Source organism: Vibrio sp. Hal054 (assembly GCF_037162405.1).
GTDB lineage: Bacteria > Pseudomonadota > Gammaproteobacteria > Enterobacterales > Vibrionaceae > Vibrio > Vibrio diazotrophicus.
The window spans coordinates 1,039,465-1,057,638 of the sequence record NZ_JARLUT010000002.1 but is presented as its reverse complement, the minus strand read 5'-3'; the positions used below and the strand labels follow the sequence as shown (position 1 = coordinate 1,057,638).

17 protein-coding genes are annotated in these 18,174 nt (G+C 45.9%); 16 read left to right on the top strand and 1 reads right to left on the bottom strand.

The features are described from left to right. Window positions 1–116 precede the first annotated feature (116 nt). The 12 genes from putA to P4S58_RS20800 all read left to right on the top strand — a co-directional run bounded on the left by putA (window position 117) and on the right by P4S58_RS20800 (window position 13,735). Window positions 117–3,236 carry a bifunctional proline dehydrogenase/L-glutamate gamma-semialdehyde dehydrogenase PutA gene (putA, locus tag P4S58_RS20855; RefSeq protein WP_337165560.1) on the top strand — a complete coding sequence of 1,040 codons (3,120 nt, stop codon included), beginning with the start codon at window positions 117–119 and terminating at the stop codon, window positions 3,234–3,236. A gap of 24 nt (window positions 3,237–3,260) precedes the next feature. Beyond that, window positions 3,261–3,959: a 1-pyrroline-5-carboxylate dehydrogenase gene (locus tag P4S58_RS20850; RefSeq protein ID WP_337165559.1), complete on the top strand. Its 699-nt coding sequence runs from the start codon at window positions 3,261–3,263 to the stop codon at window positions 3,957–3,959. Window positions 3,960–4,063: 104 nt separating this feature from the next. Next, window positions 4,064–5,554, top strand: a complete 1,491-nt coding sequence (putP, locus tag P4S58_RS20845) for a sodium/proline symporter PutP (RefSeq protein ID WP_102953270.1) — start codon at window positions 4,064–4,066, stop codon at window positions 5,552–5,554. 207 nt (window positions 5,555–5,761) lie between these two features. Then, window positions 5,762–5,995 (top strand): hypothetical protein, encoded by a 234-nt coding sequence (locus tag P4S58_RS20840; RefSeq protein ID WP_042479514.1) that lies wholly within the window; start codon window positions 5,762–5,764, stop codon window positions 5,993–5,995. Window positions 5,996–6,168: 173 nt separating this feature from the next. Further along, window positions 6,169–6,645, top strand: a complete 477-nt coding sequence (locus tag P4S58_RS20835) for an Lrp/AsnC family transcriptional regulator (protein ID WP_042479512.1) — start codon at window positions 6,169–6,171, stop codon at window positions 6,643–6,645. A 21-nt stretch (window positions 6,646–6,666) separates the two neighbouring features. Further along, the gene (locus P4S58_RS20830) at window positions 6,667–8,109 is read left to right on the top strand and encodes a coniferyl aldehyde dehydrogenase (protein WP_337165557.1); all 1,443 of its coding nucleotides are present in this window, start codon (window positions 6,667–6,669) and stop codon (window positions 8,107–8,109) included. A gap of 267 nt (window positions 8,110–8,376) precedes the next feature. After that, the gene (gene nifH / locus P4S58_RS20825; RefSeq protein WP_102962302.1) at window positions 8,377–9,255 is read left to right on the top strand and encodes a nitrogenase iron protein; all 879 of its coding nucleotides are present in this window, start codon (window positions 8,377–8,379) and stop codon (window positions 9,253–9,255) included. Window positions 9,256–9,304: 49 nt separating this feature from the next. Beyond that, window positions 9,305–10,771, top strand: a complete 1,467-nt coding sequence (nifD, locus tag P4S58_RS20820) for a nitrogenase molybdenum-iron protein alpha chain (protein ID WP_337165555.1) — start codon at window positions 9,305–9,307, stop codon at window positions 10,769–10,771. A gap of 76 nt (window positions 10,772–10,847) precedes the next feature. Further along, window positions 10,848–12,419, top strand: coding sequence for a nitrogenase molybdenum-iron protein subunit beta (nifK, locus tag P4S58_RS20815; protein ID WP_337165553.1), 1,572 nt, complete (start codon window positions 10,848–10,850; stop codon window positions 12,417–12,419). Window positions 12,420–12,481: 62 nt separating this feature from the next. Continuing rightward, a complete protein-coding gene (gene nifT / locus P4S58_RS20810) occupies window positions 12,482–12,703 on the top strand; it encodes a putative nitrogen fixation protein NifT (RefSeq protein WP_337165552.1) in 222 nt (73 codons plus the stop codon). A 14-nt stretch (window positions 12,704–12,717) separates the two neighbouring features. Continuing rightward, window positions 12,718–13,428 carry a NifB/NifX family molybdenum-iron cluster-binding protein gene (locus P4S58_RS20805; RefSeq protein WP_337165550.1) on the top strand — a complete coding sequence of 237 codons (711 nt, stop codon included), beginning with the start codon at window positions 12,718–12,720 and terminating at the stop codon, window positions 13,426–13,428. Beyond that, entirely contained in the window at window positions 13,421–13,735 is a 315-nt protein-coding gene (locus tag P4S58_RS20800; RefSeq protein ID WP_337165549.1) for a hypothetical protein, read from the top strand. Before P4S58_RS20805 ends, P4S58_RS20800 begins: the two co-directional genes overlap by 8 nt. Before the next feature lie 130 nt (window positions 13,736–13,865). On the opposite strand, the gene P4S58_RS20795 is transcribed toward P4S58_RS20800, so the two are convergent. Next, window positions 13,866–14,105 carry a hypothetical protein gene (locus P4S58_RS20795; protein ID WP_042479501.1) on the bottom strand — a complete coding sequence of 80 codons (240 nt, stop codon included), beginning with the start codon at window positions 14,103–14,105 and terminating at the stop codon, window positions 13,866–13,868. Window positions 14,106–14,351: 246 nt separating this feature from the next. On the opposite strand from P4S58_RS20795, the gene nifE reads away from it, so the two are divergent. From nifE to fdxB, 4 genes are all read left to right on the top strand, one after another. After that, window positions 14,352–15,779 (top strand): nitrogenase iron-molybdenum cofactor biosynthesis protein NifE, encoded by a 1,428-nt coding sequence (nifE, locus tag P4S58_RS20790; protein WP_337165547.1) that lies wholly within the window; start codon window positions 14,352–14,354, stop codon window positions 15,777–15,779. A gap of 10 nt (window positions 15,780–15,789) precedes the next feature. Continuing rightward, window positions 15,790–17,196: a nitrogenase iron-molybdenum cofactor biosynthesis protein NifN gene (gene nifN, locus P4S58_RS20785; protein WP_337165546.1), complete on the top strand. Its 1,407-nt coding sequence runs from the start codon at window positions 15,790–15,792 to the stop codon at window positions 17,194–17,196. After that, complete coding sequence (locus tag P4S58_RS20780) at window positions 17,193–17,675, top strand: NifB/NifX family molybdenum-iron cluster-binding protein (protein WP_102962308.1); 483 nt, start codon at window positions 17,193–17,195, stop codon at window positions 17,673–17,675. Before nifN ends, P4S58_RS20780 begins: the two co-directional genes overlap by 4 nt. A gap of 94 nt (window positions 17,676–17,769) precedes the next feature. Next, window positions 17,770–18,060 (top strand): ferredoxin III, nif-specific, encoded by a 291-nt coding sequence (gene fdxB / locus P4S58_RS20775; RefSeq protein WP_102939844.1) that lies wholly within the window; start codon window positions 17,770–17,772, stop codon window positions 18,058–18,060. Window positions 18,061–18,174 lie beyond the last annotated feature (114 nt).

Below are 18,174 nucleotides of genomic sequence, written 5' to 3'. Positions count from 1 at the left end.
AGTTTTTAGCAAAAAGCTCGGAGTTTTTGACAAGTAATCTTCGTGCGCTCAAAATACACTGCTGCCATTGTAGGAAGCCCGTATTGGATAAACGGGTATGAGATTGAGGAAAACGCGTGTTTACAGCAACTGATGTGTTGAAAGCCGAATTTGTAGAGCAACCGCTAAACAAATTGTGGTCGCAGATCTCTCCACTTTATATGGTGGACGAATCCCAATGGCTAAAAGAACTTTTACCCCTAGCAACGACGACTGAAGATGAAAAGTCAGCGATAGCGGTTAAAACAACCGAACTGATTGAGACTATACGTAAAGACAAGCAGTCGATTCAAATGATTGATGCGCTTCTGCTTGAATACAGCTTAGATACTCAAGAAGGTATCTTGTTGATGTGTCTCGCTGAAGCTCTAATGCGTATTCCCGATACGGAAACTGCAGACGCCTTCATTAAAGATCGTCTCGGTGTTGCAGACTGGAAATCGCACCTTAAGAATTCAGATTCTGTATTTGTTAACGCTTCAACTTGGGGCTTAATGTTTACAGGTAAAGTGATTGGTCTTTCTGACGCAGAGAGCACCAGCCCTATCCAAGCGGTTAACCGTTTAGTCAACAAGTTGACTGAGCCTGTGATTCGTAAAGCAATGCATCAAGCGATGAAGATCATGGGCCACCAGTTTGTTCTTGGTCGTAACATTGCTGAAGCGCAAAAAAATGGCCGTAAGATGCGCGACAAAGGTTTTACCTACTCATTTGATATGTTAGGTGAAGCGGCGCTAACCACTGCTGATGCGAAAAAGTACTGCCAAGACTACTTAACAGCCATTGAAGCTGTAGGGCGCGACAAATATGGTTTAGATACCAGCCCAGCACCGTCTATTTCTATCAAACTTTCTGCACTACACCCTCGTTACGAAGTGGCAAACCGCGATCGAGTAATGAGTGAGTTGTACCAAACGTTAATGCAATTGCTTGAGAAAGCAATTGAGCTTGATGTTGCTATCACGATTGATGCGGAAGAAGCAGACCGTTTAGAACTTTCTCTTGAACTGTTTGAAAAAGTTTACCGCAGTGAACTTGTAAAAGGTTGGGGCAAGTTTGGTCTAGTAATCCAAGCTTACTCAAAACGTGCTCTGCCAGTTCTGGCTTGGTTAACAGCGCTGGCAAAAGATCAGGGCGACCTAATTCCTGTTCGTCTTGTAAAAGGTGCGTACTGGGATAGTGAGATTAAGTGGTCTCAACAAGCGGGTTACACTGGCTACCCAGTATATACTCGTAAAGAATCTACCGATGTTTCTTATTTGGCGTGTGCGCGTTTCCTACTCAGTGAATCCGTTCGTGGCAATCTGTTCCCACAATTTGCTAGCCACAATGCGCAAACTGTCACTTCTATTGCTGTGATGGCAACACATAAAGATTTCGAGTTCCAACGTCTGCATGGTATGGGTGACGCACTGTATAACCATGTAATGAAAGCGTACAAGCAATCGGTGCGTATTTATGCTCCGGTAGGCAGCCATAAAGATCTGTTGCCTTACCTTGTTCGTCGTCTTCTAGAGAATGGCGCAAACAGCTCGTTTGTTCATCGTCTGGTTGATGCACGCTGCCCGATTTCATCTTTGATTCAGCATCCGGTCGATATGCTGCTTGAGTTTGATACCTTCAACAATACTCAAATTCCATTGCCGCCAGCTATCTTCTCGGAGCGCCGTAATTCTTATGGTGTGAACATAGATATCGAAAGCGAAGCTAAACCATTTGAAAAGCAGGTTGAGTCATTTGCTGGCCACCAGTGGAAGGCTGCGCCAATCATCAACGGACACTCTTTGATCGAAAGCATGATCAAGGAAGATGTAAAACCTGTAGTGGTCACAGCGCCATATGATCGTCGTATCGAAGTGGGGCAAGCGTACTTTGCTTCCCATGATCATGTTTCCGAAGCGATCGAATCTGCGCAAGCTGCATTTGCTAGCTGGAACCAAGAACCAGCATCTGTTCGTAGCGAAAAATTAGAGAAGCTTGCTGATCTGTTAGAAGCGAATCTGGCTGAGTTAGTCGCAATCTGTCATCACGAAGCGGGTAAAACCATTCACGACAGCATTGATGAAGTTCGTGAAGCGGTTGATTTCTGTCGTTACTACGCCAAACAAGTGGATTGCTTAGGTGAATTCACAGTGGATGGCTTTGATGGAGAGAAGCGCACGGTACAACGTGAAGGTCGTGGTGTATTCGTTTGTATCAGCCCTTGGAACTTCCCTCTGGCAATTTTCCTCGGTCAGATCTCTGCTGCACTAGTTGCTGGTAACACTGTGGTTGCGAAACCAGCTGAGCAAACCAGTTTAATCGCTGTTCGTGCGGTTGAATTGATGCTTGAAGCGGGGTTCCCTGCTGGAGTAATTCAACTACTTCCGGGTAAAGGTTCAGAAATAGGTAGTGCGCTTACTTCTCACCCAAGTATCGCGGGCGTGGCGTTTACGGGCTCTACCGCAACAGCGCAACGTATTAACCAAACACTGGCTGAGCGCGATGCCGATCCTGTTCCGTTTATCGCGGAAACCGGTGGTCAGAACGCAATGATCGTAGATAGTACAGCGCTACCTGAGCAAGTGGTTCGTGACGTTCTTCGTTCAGCGTTTGCTTCTGCGGGTCAACGCTGTTCAGCGCTACGTGTTCTTTTCGTTCAGCAAGATATTGCCGACCGCATTACCACGCTTATCCAAGGTGCAATGCAAGAGCTGTCGATTGGTCTTCCTTATTTGCATACTACTGATGTCGGCCCTGTGATTGATGCGAAAGCAAAACAAACACTTCTTGAGCATATTGACCACATGACAAAGACGCAGAAGAAAGTGGCTGAGCTTAGTCTGGGTGAAGATTGCCAACACGGTGATTTTGTAGCACCGACAGCGTTTGAGATTGCAGACATTTCATGTTTGACGGAAGAAAAATTTGGTCCGGTACTGCACATTGTTCGCTTCAAAGCGAGTGAACTGGCGGATGTGGTGAATCAAATTAACCAGACAGGTTTTGGTCTGACTATGGGTATTCATAGCCGCAACGAAACGACCTATCGCTGGATTGAAAAACATGCACGTGTTGGTAACTGCTACATCAACCGCGACCAAGTTGGTGCTGTGGTTGGTGTTCAGCCGTTTGGTGGTCAAGGGCTATCGGGTACTGGCCCGAAAGCTGGTGGTCCACACTATTTATACCGTTTTTCTCAGGTTCAATACCGTTAATCGACTAAGCGAAGGAGACCAAACATGGTTCATCAAGTAACTCGTTTTTCTGACGCTTTTTCGGCTTGGGAAAACTGGAATTTAACAAGTTTTGATTCTAAGTGTGAGTGTTTACTTTCATTGAAATCAAATTTAGAGAGCACTTCTCCGCAACTTGCGAAAGTGATTTCTTACCATCTTCAACAGGCAGCAACATTGTTGGCGCATACGCACCAACTGGTTGGCCCTACCGGAGAAACTAACGAGCTGTATACGGCGGGTCGTGGTGTTGCACTGATCATTCAAGATGATGATAGTGCTGCTGCAAAGAAAACCGTTATTGCTCAGTTAACAGCTGCATTAGTTGCGGGTAACAGCGCAGTTTATTGCAGTGATGATGCTGAATTGTTTTCAGCACTAAAGTCTGCTTTCGAGCAGTCAACTCTACCAGCTAACGTATTGCAATTTGCGACGTTTGACGCGCATCACCAGTTGATGGAATCGGATGTTCGCGCTGTGGGCTATGTTGGTAAAACGTCGGTTGAGCGTCGTCTTAACCGCGAACTGGCAAAACGCACAGGTGCTATCGTTAGCTTAGTATCAGAAACGGATTTGGATGCCCTTCCTGTGGCACACGATCCACACTTATCACTGCGCTTTATTACCGAACGTACTCGTACAATTAATATTACGGCAGTGGGTGGTAACGCGACCTTGCTAGAGCTTGGAAGCGAATCTCACTAGGTCTGATGGCCTTAAAAGATCTTCAGACCTTAGATCTTTTATCTCTCCCCCTCTCTTTGAGGGAGGGGGCATGGAAGATATTTTATATTTAGAGGACTTACACAATGGAAAATAGCTTTGCTATTACGACCACCTTTATCGTCTACCTCATTCTGATGTTGGCGATTGGTGTTTACGCATATCAGCGAACGAAAAGTTCATCGGATTATTTCCTCGGTGGCCGATCTTTAGGTCCATGGCCTGCAGCGCTTTCGGCGGGTGCATCTGATATGAGCGGATGGTTGTTACTTGGCCTACCTGGCTATGCATACGCAGCGGGTTTTGAAGCTTTCTGGTTAGCTGGTGGCTTGTTAGTCGGTACTTGGGCTAACTGGTTGCTCGTGGCAAAACGTCTACGTACATACAGCGTAACGACAGATGCACTTACACTGCCTGAATTCTTATCGCGTCGCTTTAATGACAAATCTAAGCTAATTCAAACAATTTCAGCCTTCTTTATCCTTCTATTCTTCCTTTTCTATACCAGTTCAGGCCTAGTGGCTGGTGGTAAATTGTTTGAAACTGTATTTGGTATTGATTACACCATCGCGGTTGTTATCGGAACAATCTGTGTGGTTTCTTACACATTGTTTGGTGGCTTCTTAGCGGTATCTTGGACTGACTTAGTGCAAGGTCTTCTAATGGCAGCGGCGCTTCTTATTGTGCCTTTCGCTGCGCTTGACGGTGGTTTTGGTAAGCTGGATGCAGAGCTAACGGCAATTAACCCTGAACTTCTTACTCTTTGGAATGGTATTGACGGCAAACCACTGTCTGCTATCGCGATCATTTCTCTGGTTGCATGGGGTCTGGGTTACTTTGGTCAGCCACATATTTTGGCTCGTTTCAAAGCTTCACGTTCAAACAAAGATCTAACCACTGCACGCCGTATCGCTGTTTTGTGGACGGGTTTGTCAATGTTTGGCGCGTTGTTAGTAGGCTTCGTTGGTTTGGTATATGTAACTAACCACGGCACTCTGCAACTTGAAGATGGCGAGAAAATCTTCATGCTACTTGTGAATGCTCTGTTCCATCCGGTTATTGCTGGTATTCTTCTGGCAGCGATTCTGGCGGCAATCATGAGTACAGCGGACTCTCAGTTACTGGTTTCTTCTTCTGCTCTGGCTGAAGACTTCTACAAACAGGTCTTCAAGACTGACGCAAGCTCAGAAGAGATTGTACGAGTAGGTCGCCTAGCGGTAATCATCCTATCTGTTATTGCACTTATCTTGGCAATGACTCCAGATAGCTCAGTATTAGGTCTAGTTTCTTACGCTTGGGCTGGTTTCGGCGCGGCATTTGGTCCTGCACTAGTACTGAGTCTGTACTGGTCTCGCATGAACCGTAATGGTGCTCTGGCTGGTATCATCGTTGGTGGTGTCACTATCGTAGTGTGGAAACAACTGTCTGGCGGTTGGTATGACGTGTACGAAATCGTACCGGGAATCATTCTATCTACAATCGCAATTGTGGCTGTGAGCCTACTGACAGGTGAACCTGAACAAGCGGTGAAATCTCAGCATCAAACATACAAGAAGCAATTGATTGACCTAGACTAGGTTAAAAGTTCACTGTTTCTCTGAAAACCCCACGCTGTGGGGTTTTTTTGTCTATGTTAAAACCGTTTGCTAGCAGAATTTACTTAGAGTGTATGTAGGATGTTTTAGATCTTTATCACACATTTAAATGAAATGTTTGAGTGTTTGCTCGAAAGTGATTAAATAAACGTCGAGTTTTCATTTTAGCCAATTAGAGAGGATCCCGTTATGCCAGAAGCGTTTTGTAACTGTTGCCGTAAAACCACACAGCATAAAGTTGTTATGAGACGTTGTTCTACGGAATCGGAATCTGGTTGGCAAGCTGTACATGCTTTTCTTTCAAAGCTTTTTAACGGCGAACATTACTACCCGATGGAACAACAAATGTTCTGTCGTGAATGCAATCATAAGCTGGTAGTGACAAGTAACAAATACTCAGGTTCTAATACCGTTAAGGTGTAGCCTTCTATCGCAGACTACAAATGAAACTAAGAATTTTCTTCTCAATAAAGGGCATCATCTGATGCCCTTTGTTTTTGATTGTGACTATGCTCACAACACATAATGATGAGGTTCATCCTGCCCTTATTAGTCAGTATTGTATGGCGCAATGACTCTTGAAAAAGTATTGAGCTATGAATCTAGACCGTGTGGATCAACAAATCCTGCGCATATTACATACTAAAGGCAGACTGCCAGTGGTTGAACTGGCGAAGTTAGTGAACCTTACTACATCGCCTTGTTCTGACCGAGTTAAGCGACTAGAAAAAGAAGGCTACATCAAAGGCTACCACGCTGAGTTAAATCCAGAAAAGTTAGGCTTGGATGTACAGGTATTTATTCATATTCGTTTAGACCAAACCTGCTTCTCTATTTTTGAACGCTTTGCTCGCGCAGTGGAAGATATCCCTGAAATTGAATCTTGCTATTCTTTGTCGGGGGACTTCGATACCATGATTAAAGTTCGCGTCAAAGACATGAAAGCGTACCAAGCGTTTATGTCCGGACGATTAGGTACACTGCCGGGCGTGATTCAGACAAGAAGTGAGTTTGTGATTGAAGAACACAAGACAAGCTTTGGCATTAACCCAGAACTTCTTTCCACGTTATAACGTTGTCTGGTAGGAGATAATATGAATCGAGTATCCGCTGTAGAAGCTCAGTGGCAAAAATTACAAGTGACTGAGCTAGAAGTACTGCATGCGCAATACAGCCGTCTTCGCCTTCAATACGCCAATGACCCGTCACCCAGTTTCGATCAGAGACTGCAACGCCTTTCAGCGTTGAAAGCTGCACTGTTAAAAGAGAAAAAAGCGCTCGTGGAAGCGCTCAGTGAAGACTTCGGTTTCCGTCCGCATTTTGACAGCACCTTCTGTGATGTACTGCCTGTTATCAACCAGATTAAGTACACCCTAAAGAATCTTAAAAAGTGGATGAAACCATCGCGCCGTCATGCGGGGTTATTGGTTTTGCCATCGAAAGTGCAAGTGCACTATCAACCCTTAGGTGTAGTCGGAATCGTGGTTCCTTGGAACTTTCCTGCAATGCTGAGCTTGTCTCCGCTTGTTACTGCTATCGCGGCAGGTAACCAAGCGATGATTAAGTTCAGTGAATACACGCCTGCAACCAACAAGGTGCTGACGAGAATCATCAGTTCTTTGGGTGATATTGCGGTGTGTGTGGAAGGGGACTTAACCATAGCAGCAGCATTCAGCTCTTTGCCTTTCGATCATCTGCTTTTCACTGGCTCAACTCCGGTGGGCAAAATCGTCGCACAATCGGCGGCAAAAAATTTAACGCCTGTCACTCTGGAACTGGGTGGAAAATCGCCGACAATTATCGCACCGGATGCAGACTTGGTTCGTAGCATCGACAACATCATGCAAGGCAAAGCGATTAACTCAGGGCAGATATGTATTGCACCAGATTACGTGATGTTGCCCGCCGACAAGGTTGAGCAGTTTGTTGAGTTGTATTTGAAGCGTTTTGCTAAACGTTTTATCAACAAACACGGTGTATTGGATTGTGCGGGTATCATCAATCAAGCGCAGTTAGAACGTCTGCAAAGCTATCTTGAAGATGCCAAACAGAAAGGCGCGCAGATTTACACTGTAAAGCAGTCGGTTGAACTGAAAGCAACGCAGATGGCGCCAAGTCTAGTCACTAATGTCACTGACGATATGTGGCTAATGCAAAACGAAATCTTCGGTCCAATTTTGCCTGTGATTAGTTATAAAACCATTGAAGAGGCAATTGAGAGAGTGAACTCCCACGCTCGTCCGTTAGCGCTCTATCTCATGACTGATGATAACGATATTGCTGAATATGTTCTCAAGCACACGCACAGTGGCGGAGTGTGTATTAATGATACTTTGATGCATGTAGCTGCTGATTCTGCGCCATTTGGTGGTATCGGAGATTCAGGTATGGGACATTATCATGGGATTGAAGGCTTCAAGACCTTTACCCATGCTAAAACGGTGGTGCGTTCGTGGAGTAAGTTACCACGCAGTTCATGGATATTGAGCCATCGTAAATCGATTCTGTATCTGCTCAATCGTTTCTTAATTCGCTAGTTCTACGCTCTAGTTCTAACTACCTCATTTATAAAGGCGCTTATGCGCCTTTTTCATTTTAATCGACTCTCGATAGCCACTTCGCTAACCAATCATTCTCACCGTTAATCCCTCCTACAATCAGCCGACAAAGGCTTGTTGCAAAGCAGACAATGTTTGATTGTTGCTTCTCACACCAAGAGCTAACTGCATGAAAAATAGCTGAATTTCTGATGGTACAGATCTCGCAATAACGACCGTGAGTCTAATTTAACAAGGAGATAGACCATGGCAATTCGTCAATGTGCAATTTACGGAAAAGGCGGCATCGGCAAGTCCACTACCACTCAGAACTTAGTGGCAGCGTTGGCTGAAGCGGGTAAGAAAGTAATGATTATCGGTTGTGACCCGAAAGCGGACTCAACTCGTCTCATCCTGCACTCAAAAGCACAAAACACCATCATGGAAATGGCAGCGGAAGCCGGTACGGTTGAAGACATCGAACTAGAAGATGTATTGAAAGTCGGTTATGGCGATGTTCGCTGTGTGGAATCAGGCGGCCCTGAGCCAGGCGTAGGTTGTGCTGGTCGCGGTGTTATCACAGCAATCAACTTCCTCGAAGAAGAAGGTGCGTATGAAGAAGATTTAGATTTCGTTTTCTACGACGTATTGGGTGACGTTGTGTGTGGTGGTTTCGCGATGCCAATTCGCGAAAACAAAGCGCAAGAAATCTACATCGTATGTTCTGGTGAGATGATGGCAATGTACGCTGCAAACAACATCTCTAAAGGTATCTGCAAATATGCAGCGACAGGTAGTGTGCGTCTAGCAGGGCTGATTTGTAACTCACGTAACACAGACCGTGAAGATGAACTCATCATGGCGCTGGCTGACAAAATCGGTACGCAGATGATTCACTTTGTACCTCGTGACAACATCGTACAACGTGCTGAAATCCGCCGTATGACGGTTATCGAATATGACCCAACATGTAAACAAGCGGACGAGTATCGTGCTCTTGCAAGCAAGATCATCAACAACCAAATGTTTGTGATTCCAACGCCAGTCACCATGGATGAGCTGGAAGAGCTATTGATGGAATTCGGCATTCTTGAAGAAGAAGACGAAACCATCATAGGTAAAACAGCGGCAGAGCTAACAGCGTAAGTTAAGCACTGATTCTTCTTATTTGCTTAAAGACAATGAGGATTCACTTATGTCTATGAACAAAGAACAAAAACAGGCGCTGATAGATGAAGTTTTGGATGTCTATCCTGAGAAAGCGCGTGAAGATCGCAAGAAGCATATTGCGATCAGTGATATCTCTGCTGAAGGCACTTGTATCACTTCAAACCGTAAAACACTGCCAGGTGTTATGACGGTTCGTGGTTGTGCGTATGCAGGTTCAAAAGGGGTAGTGTGGGGACCTGTGAAAGATATGATTCACATTTCTCATGGCCCTATCGGCTGTGGTCAGTACTCTCGTGCGGGTCGTCGTAACTACTACTCAGGTACAACGGGTGTTGACTCTTTTGGTACGTTGAACTTTACCACTGACTTCCAAGAGCGTGACATCGTATTCGGTGGCGACAAAAAACTCTCTGCCGCTATTGATGAGATTGAGTCATTGTTCCCGCTATCTAAAGGTATCTCGATTCAATCAGAGTGTCCGGTTGGTTTGATTGGTGACGATATTGAAGCGGTAGCGAAAACAAAGAGTGCTGAAACGGGCAAAACCATTGTTCCTGTTCGTTGTGAAGGTTTCCGCGGCGTCTCCCAATCATTGGGTCACCATATCGCGAACGATACTATTCGCGACTATGTGTTGGATGCCGCACAAGAGAGCACTGTCGAATCCACACCTTACGATGTGGCCATCATCGGTGACTACAACATCGGTGGCGATGCTTGGTCTTCTCGCATCATCCTCGAAGATATGGGGCTGCGCGTTGTGGCTCAATGGTCAGGCGACGGCACATTACCTGAGATGAAAAATACACCTAAAGTGGCGTTAAACCTTGTTCACTGTTATCGCTCAATGAATTACATCGTGCGTTACATGGAAGAGAAAAACGGCATTCCTTGGGTGGAGTACAACCTATTCGGTCCAACCAAGATCGAAGAGTCTATGCGTAAAATTGCCGCATTCTTTGACGACAAAATTAAGCAGCAGACTGAAGAAGTGATCGCGAAATACCGTCAGCAATGGCAAGCGGTGATTGATAAATATCGCCCACGCCTAGAAGGCAAGACTGTGATGCTTTATGTCGGTGGTTTGCGTCCTCGTCACATCATTGGTGCGTACGAAGATTTGGGTATGGAAATCGTCGGTGCGGGTTATGAGTTTGCTCATAACGATGACTACGTGAAAACCACGCCAGATGTCAAAGATTCAACCTTGCTATTCGATGATGCCAGTGCCTACGAGTTGGAAGAGTTCGTTAAACGCTTGAACCCAGATTTAATCGGTTCTGGTGTGAAAGAGAAATATGTCTTCCAGAAAATGGGCTATCCATTCCGCCAAATGCACAGCTGGGATTATTCCGGTCCTTATCACGGTGTTGATGGTTTCGCTATCTTCGCACGCGACATGGATTTAACGCTGAACAACCCATGCTGGAAGAGCATGAAAGCACCTTGGTTGGAAGAAGCATCAGACGAAGCGTTAGCTAAATCTGCTTAAAGTGAGTTGGAAGGATTTCCAATTAATGTAACCCGAGCCGGCGTTCACAGATTAGTGGCACGGTAGGAGAATACTCATGACTCAAAAAGTTGAAGACATTAAAACTGGTTATGCGCTATTTCAGCAACCAGAGTATCAAGAGTTGATGGCCAACAAGCGCGCAACTTTTGAAAATGCCGTTGATGCTAAGAAGGTTCGCGAAACCTTTGAATGGACAACAACGAAAGAATACCAAGAGATTAACTTTGCTCGTAAACACATTACGATTGACCCAGCGAAAGCGTGTCAGCCACTCGGTAGCGTTTTGTGTTCTCTCGGTTTCGAAAAAACACTCCCTTACGTGCACGGTTCACAAGGTTGTGTGGCTTACTTCCGTTCTTATTTCAACCGCCACTTTAAAGAACCAATTGCGTGTGTTTCTGACTCAATGACAGAAGACGCAGCGGTATTCGGTGGGCAGGAGAACATGTTTGACGGACTTAAAAACGCCTACGCCTTGTACAAACCTGAAATGATAGCCGTTTCTACCACTTGTATGGCGGAAGTTATCGGTGACGACTTAAATGCTTTCATCAATAACGCCAAACACAATGAACATATTCCAGCGGATTTACCGGTTCCATTTGCGCACACACCTTCGTTTGTGGGTAGCCATGTGACTGGCTGGGATAACATGTTCGAGGGCATTCTGCGCTATTTCACCATTAATGGAATGGAAGGCAAAGTGGCTGGAAGCAATGGCAAAATTAACATTGTTCCGGGGTTCGAAACCTATCTTGGTAACTACCGCGTCATTCGTCGTATGTTGGACGAAATGAAGGTGGAATACTCTTTCCTTTGCGATCCATCAGAAGTATTGGATACCCCAGCAGACGGTGAATACCGTATGTATTCAGGCGGTACGCCAATCGAAGAAGTTAAAGATGCACCGAATTCCAAAGCCACTTTCTTACTTCAACCTGATCAACTTGTGAAAACCAAGAAATTCATTGAAGGTACTTGGAAACAAGACGTGCCAGCACTGAATATCCCTATGGGATTGGAGTGGACAGATAATTTCATCATGAAAGTATCAGAAGTGACAGGTAAGCCTATTCCTGAGTCAATCACCAAAGAGCGTGGTCGTCTTGTGGATATGATGACTGACTCCCACACTTGGCTGCACGGCGTGACAGTTTCACTGTACGGTGATCCTGACTACCTATTGGGTATGTGTAAGTTCCTAACCGAGCTTGGTTGCGAAATTAAGCATGTGCTTTGTAACAACGGTGCGAAGCGTTGGCGCAAACAAATGGAAGCTCAGCTTGCTGAAACGCCATATGGTCAAAACGCAGAAGTGTTCATGGGTAAAGACTTATGGCACTTACGTTCCCTGATGTTTACTGACAAACCGGATCTATTGATTGGTAACTCATACGGTAAGTTCATCGAACGTGATACCAAAGCGAAAGGTCCTGAGTTTGAAGTACCTCTAGTTCGTATCGGTTTCCCAATTTTCGACCGCCATCATCTTCATCGCCAGTCTACTCTCGGCTATGAAGGTGCAATGACCATCTTAACCACTTTGGTGAACGAGGTTCTGGCGAAGCTGGATCGTGAAACAAGCGACTTAGGCAAAACTGACCTTGGTTTTGACTTGGTTCGCTAGTGACAATGGCCGACGGAGTGTTCTGTCGGCCTTTCTTTATCAGCCTAACAGAGGGAAAGGTTATGGCGAATGTAATGATTCAGTACAACGAAAATGGTGCACTTTCACTTTACTTACCGAAGAAAGACTTAGAAGAAGCGATCACTTACTTTGAGTTTGATAGCGACAGCAAATGGGGTGGCGAAGTGCGTTTAGCCAACGGGGCGATCTATCACATTGACCCAATGGCAACAAAACCTAAGTTGCCTATCACAGTAAAAGCCAGACGACTACAAGCCGCGTGATTTAGGAGGACGATATGATGATGGACAATACCATTTCCGACCAAGCGGCGATACGCATTGCTTTAGCGTCTAAGTCGTTGCCCAATATCGAACTGCGCTCACTATTGGGGCTGTTGATTCAGCACCTTGGTGAGCCTCTGACTGAAACGAAGTTAGTCGGTTTGTCTCCGAAGGCTTTTCGTTTAATGGTTGGTTCATTAGGTTCAGGACCAACACGCAAAGACGTTTCCAACGCTTTGCATGTGCTTTGTAATCCAGAAATCAGTGATGTTTCTGCGCCAGAAGTCGCTTCGCAAATGCCTCTCTCCGGGCCAAAACTGCGCGTGGCGTTGACATCCAACCAAGGCGAGATGGTCAATGGGCATTACGGTTCGTGTTTGCGTGTTCTGATTTATGAAGTCAATGCAACCCAGCATCAACTGGTTGACGTGCGTGAAATGCCGACCGAGAAAACAGGCGAGGAGCGAGCCATTGCAATGCTGGATAGAATCCGCGATTGCCATATGCTGTTTACGCTTTCGATTGGCGGGCCTGCCGCTGCGCGCGTTACTCGCGCCAATATCCATCCCATCAAAAAAACTGCGCCTGCAGAGGCTTCTGTAGTGCTAAAGGATCTCTCGCAAGTGATCGCAACCAATCCACCACCTTGGGTGAAACGAATCCTTGGTTTCAAAAAGGATGTCGTTGAGTGTGGAGAATGGGAGCTGGAGGAGAGCTATGAATGATGTAGTTATAGATGCATCTGCACCAATGCAGCTTGCGCATCTTTCTCCCGTAGTATTGTCGGACATTATTGCCAAGCTTGAGGCACAGTCCGACATCAATCAGCAAACGTTGGATAGCTTGAAATTAAGCTATCCTGAACTGCGTTTTACTCTTTGTTTTGAGCAGGAGATGGGAACTCGTGAAGCGTATCTTGAAGCGAACCACTTTGATCTTCATTTAGTCTCGCACAGCTTATCAGGTTGTAGTTCATTGACCTTTGATTTAGCCGCATGCAGTGGTCTTGTGATTGCGCTTCGCGATGAGTGAAGCGTGGGATCGTTTCATCACAACCTCCTTGTCCGTTTCACCTTGTGTTCTTCATGCGTGTGTTCGAGGAGGTGACGTTTTGATTGAACGATTGGAAATTGCCAAGCATAGATGTTAGCAATAGAGCCCGTCAGTAGAGCAGCCAGTCAGTCGCATAAATCACTACGATCACTAGAGTGACGAGAAAGGCTAGTATCATCGCCATCTTTTTCATGTAGCCTGATCTATCAAATACAACGCCTTCTTCTTCTCTCACTCTTGCTTCTTCATCAAAGTGCCACTTAATCGCTAAGTAACCGCCAATGCCTAATACAATTATCTTCAACGCTCCAGCAAAGTACGGAAAGACGTTAGCCCAACTGCCGCTCATCCTCTATCTCCATCAAGTTAAAAATCGAATTTACGGTAGCATAGCCAAAGGTGCATGTTTATTTCTTTTTTGTCGCACCTTCTGTTTGGCTTTGTCCGTTTTACGACAATTGTTCATTCCATCTCCTAAATAAACTCAATTTATCAATAAGTTATTTTTGGCTCTCTAATTGCAATTCCACTGATTAATACGACATTCAGGGATTGAATGTAACCACATCGTCAGATGTAGCCAGTTGGAGGCACCATGAAGCAGTCCGAAATCAAGCTATTACAAGATGAACCTGCCTGTGAGCATAACTCAGGCAGCAAGAGTGGTTGCAGCCGCTCCAAACCGGGTGCCACGGCTGGTGGTTGTACTTTCGACGGTGCGCAAATCAGTTTGTTGCCGATTGCCGATGTTGGACATATTGTCCACGGTCCGATTGGCTGTGCCGGAAACAGTTGGAACAATCGAGGAACACGGGCAACAGGTACAAATCTCTTTCGTTATGGTTTCACCACGGATCTGAACGAGCAGGACGTGATTATGGGGCGCGCGGAGAAGCGACTGCTTCATGCGATCAAACAGTTGATAGAAAAACACGCTCCGCCCGCCGTGTTTGTCTACATGACCTGTGTTCCTGCTCTAGAGGGCAACGACATTGAAGCGATATGTCAGTTGGCGAAAGATCGCTGGAACATACCTGTCATTCCTGTTGATGCCGCTGGTTTCTATGGCAATAAAAATCTTGGCAACCGTATTGCGGGCAATGTGATATTTGAGCGCGTCATCGGCAGTGCAGAGCCACCAGCGAAACCGTTGATGAAGCATGACGCGACACGTCATGTGCACGACATCGTATTGATTGGTGAATACAACATCGCTGGCGAGTTTTGGCATGTATCTCCGTTGTTTGAACAGCTGGGTTTGAGAGTGTTGTGTTGCCTAGCTGGTGACACTCAATTTCATCAAATTCAAACCATGCATCGCGCCGATGCCGCAATGGTGGTTTGCGCCCGAGCACAAGTCAACGTTGCCCGTAAACTAGAAGAAAAATGGCATATACCTTGGTTTGAAGGCAGCTTTTACGGCATTGAAGATACATCGGCAGCGCTGCGTTCATTTGCTCGTTTAATCAAAGATGAGCGTTTAATCGAAGAGACGGAGGCTTTAATTGCCCGAGAAGAAGACCAAACTCGAGAAGCATTAAAGCCTTATGTTGAGCGCCTCAACGGTAAAAAAGCGCTGCTTTATACCGGTGGGGTAAAATCCTGGTCGGTCGTTAGTGCGCTAAAAGAGCTTGGTGTGGAATGTGTTGCAACAGGCACGCGTAAATCCACTCAGTCAGATAAGAAACGCATTATGGATATCATGGGAGAAGAGGCGCTAATGCTTGATGAAGGCGGAGCTTCACTGCTTCTCGATACCTATCATCGTTACAACGCTGACATCATGATTGCAGGTGGCCGCAACATGTACACCGCGTTAAAAGCGCGCCTGCCATTTTTGGACATCAACCAAGAGCGTGAACATGCCTATGCTGGGTATAAAGGCATGATCACCCTTGCTCAGGAACTTTGTCGCACTTTAGAAGCGCCGATTTGGTCAAAAGTTCGCAGTGATGCGCCTTGGTCGTTGCAAACATCATCGTCTAGCTTGTCCTCAAACAATGCTGTTGTGAATGCCAAGTAAGGATACTCAAATGGTGACTGAAAGAAATGCGAAAGTAAGAAAAGTGAATTCTCCTTTGGTTTCTCAGCCTTTGAAAACCAGCCCTGCAACGGGGGCAACTCTGGCATCACTCGGTTTTCATCGTTCTATTCCGTTAATGCACGGCGCTCAAGGATGCAGTGCTTTTGCCAAAGTCTATTTGATTCAGCATTTGCGCGAGCCCATCCCTCTGCAAAATACCGCTATTGACCAAGTCTCAGCGGTGATGGGTGGCGATGATAACCTCAGCGAAGCTTTGCAACTGCTGTGTGAAAAGCAAAGCCCAGAGCTTATTGCGGTCATGACGACAGGTCTGACAGAGATGCAAGGCTGTGATGTGTTTCGAGTGATTGCGGATTTCAAGCATAACCATCCTCAGTTCTCTAATACCCGCATTGTCTCAATGGCAACGCCGGATTTTGTTGGCTCAATGCAAACCGGTTTTTGCGAAGCAGTTCGGAGCGTAGTGAAGCAGCTTGTTCAGCCTCCCACCTTGCGTCCTCGTCAGCGTCAACAGGTCAATGTGCTTTGTTCATTGGGGATGACGGCAGCTGACATTGAAACCATCAAGCAATATGTCGAAGCGTTTGGGCTTGATGCGGTTGTCGTACCTGATTTATCACAGTCACTTGATGGACATTTGGACGAAGCGGAATACAACGCAACCAGCACTGGTGGTACGTCAGTGATGGAAGTGGAATTGATGTCTGACAGCATCATGACTTTGGTGCTGGGCGATGGTTTGCTTGATCTTGCCCAATGGCTCAAGCAGCGTTTTGACATTCCTTATCAGTCGTTTGGCATGGGTATGAATATGGATGTGGTGGATGACCTCGTGATGACGTTATCCCGCATCAGTGGACACGATGTACCGAGTTGGATGACTAGAGCCAGACAACGGGTGCAAGATGCAATGTTAGATACTCATTTTCTGCTCAGTCGAGAAGAGTATGTGATTGCGCTAGAACCCGACCTTGCCAAAGGTTACGCCGAATTGCTTCTCTCCGTTGGTGGCCGAATTTCTCAACTGATCACCTCGATTGATGCGCCTCATCTATCGGATATCGAAGCGGATGACATTGTGATAGGCGACCTCTCTGCGATTGATCTGAACAACTCACATCTGAAAGCGGTGATCAGTAACACTCATGCTGCGCAGATGTGTGAGCCTCGTGTTCCGGTTTTGCGTGCTGGTTATCCTTGCCACGATCAGTATGGAAATATGGACATACGTCAGTTTGGCTATGAGGGGATTCGTGAGCGCCTGTTTGCATTAGCCAATTTGCTATTACGTAATCACAAAGATGAAGTCCCTGTTCATATCAGCGCTTACCGCTTTGAAGCTCATGAAGTCATGCAAAACGAGATGGCTGGATTTGATTCTAAGGAGGCGCGATGAGCATAAACAAACGCAGATTGCACGTCGAACCGAGCCCAGATGCCAGCAGCTTCAAAGTGAAAGTTGCCTTTGCAACCCATGATAGACAGACCGTTGATCAGCACTTTGGCAGTTCGTTGGGAATGTTGATCTATGGAATCTGCGAACAAGACTGGCATTTGATTGAAGCGATTGAATATTCAGTATCGGATCGTGTTCACGACAAACTACCAAGCCGAATCAATGACCTTGCGGAGTGTTCTGCGGTGTTCTGTAACGCGTGTGGAGCAGCCGCAATAAGGCAGTTGATTGAGCAAAACATTCAGCCAATCAAAGTGCGCGAAGGGTACGACATTCATCAGCTCTTGTCGGAAATGCAACAAGAGTTGCAGCAAGGTCCTTCTGGCTGGTTGGCTAGGGCAATGAAGCAACGTGAAGGTGTGCAGACGGCGGAAAACAGTCAGCAACGTTTATCTCAACTGATGGATGAAGAGTGGTAACGGCACTGAAATTTGAAAACAATAGCTGACGTAACAATGGCTGACGTTATAAGCCATGAACAGGAATGTTTAAATATCAACAAGGAAGAGAATGGTGAGCAATAGAGTAGGTTATACCCAAGGCGGTGATGAATGGGTACCGCAATTCATTCAGGCCATCGACAAACAAAACTGTATCGGCTGTGGACGCTGCTACAAGGTTTGTTCAAGAGATGTGTTTGATCTGGTGGAAAACGAAGATATTGATGAAGACGACGATTATTTTGACGACGATGAAGTGATGATGGTCATGACGCTGAAAAATGCAGCAGATTGCATTGGCTGCGAAGCTTGTTCAAAAGTGTGTCCAAAGAACTGTCAGAGTTTCGCTGCTGCCAATGCTTAATGGCAGGCTTTCAAGGGTAAAGAATGCCAGTTCCTTACCCTCCTTAGCTACTTAAAACTTAGTCAACAGCAGACATTTACAATATGCACCAAGTTGGATTTCGATCACGAATTA

What these genes read in the sequence shown, in the direction of transcription:
- putP (WP_102953270.1), top strand. Translation starts at nt 4,064, where the DNA reads ATGGAAAATAGCTTTGCTATTACGACCACCTTTATCGTCTACCTCATT.
- P4S58_RS20840 (WP_042479514.1), top strand. Translation starts at nt 5,762, where the DNA reads ATGCCAGAAGCGTTTTGTAACTGTTGCCGTAAAACCACACAGCATAAA.
- P4S58_RS20805 (WP_337165550.1), top strand. Translation starts at nt 12,718, where the DNA reads ATGATGATGGACAATACCATTTCCGACCAAGCGGCGATACGCATTGCT.
- nifT (WP_337165552.1), top strand. Translation starts at nt 12,482, where the DNA reads ATGGCGAATGTAATGATTCAGTACAACGAAAATGGTGCACTTTCACTT.
- P4S58_RS20800 (WP_337165549.1), top strand. Translation starts at nt 13,421, where the DNA reads ATGAATGATGTAGTTATAGATGCATCTGCACCAATGCAGCTTGCGCAT.
- nifE (WP_337165547.1), top strand. Translation starts at nt 14,352, where the DNA reads ATGAAGCAGTCCGAAATCAAGCTATTACAAGATGAACCTGCCTGTGAG.
- nifH (WP_102962302.1), top strand. Translation starts at nt 8,377, where the DNA reads ATGGCAATTCGTCAATGTGCAATTTACGGAAAAGGCGGCATCGGCAAG.
- P4S58_RS20780 (WP_102962308.1), top strand. Translation starts at nt 17,193, where the DNA reads ATGAGCATAAACAAACGCAGATTGCACGTCGAACCGAGCCCAGATGCC.
- nifN (WP_337165546.1), top strand. Translation starts at nt 15,790, where the DNA reads ATGGTGACTGAAAGAAATGCGAAAGTAAGAAAAGTGAATTCTCCTTTG.
- P4S58_RS20795 (WP_042479501.1), bottom strand. Translation starts at nt 14,105, where the DNA reads ATGAGCGGCAGTTGGGCTAACGTCTTTCCGTACTTTGCTGGAGCGTTG.
- nifD (WP_337165555.1), top strand. Translation starts at nt 9,305, where the DNA reads ATGTCTATGAACAAAGAACAAAAACAGGCGCTGATAGATGAAGTTTTG.
- P4S58_RS20830 (WP_337165557.1), top strand. Translation starts at nt 6,667, where the DNA reads ATGAATCGAGTATCCGCTGTAGAAGCTCAGTGGCAAAAATTACAAGTG.
- nifK (WP_337165553.1), top strand. Translation starts at nt 10,848, where the DNA reads ATGACTCAAAAAGTTGAAGACATTAAAACTGGTTATGCGCTATTTCAG.
- P4S58_RS20835 (WP_042479512.1), top strand. Translation starts at nt 6,169, where the DNA reads ATGAATCTAGACCGTGTGGATCAACAAATCCTGCGCATATTACATACT.
- P4S58_RS20850 (WP_337165559.1), top strand. Translation starts at nt 3,261, where the DNA reads ATGGTTCATCAAGTAACTCGTTTTTCTGACGCTTTTTCGGCTTGGGAA.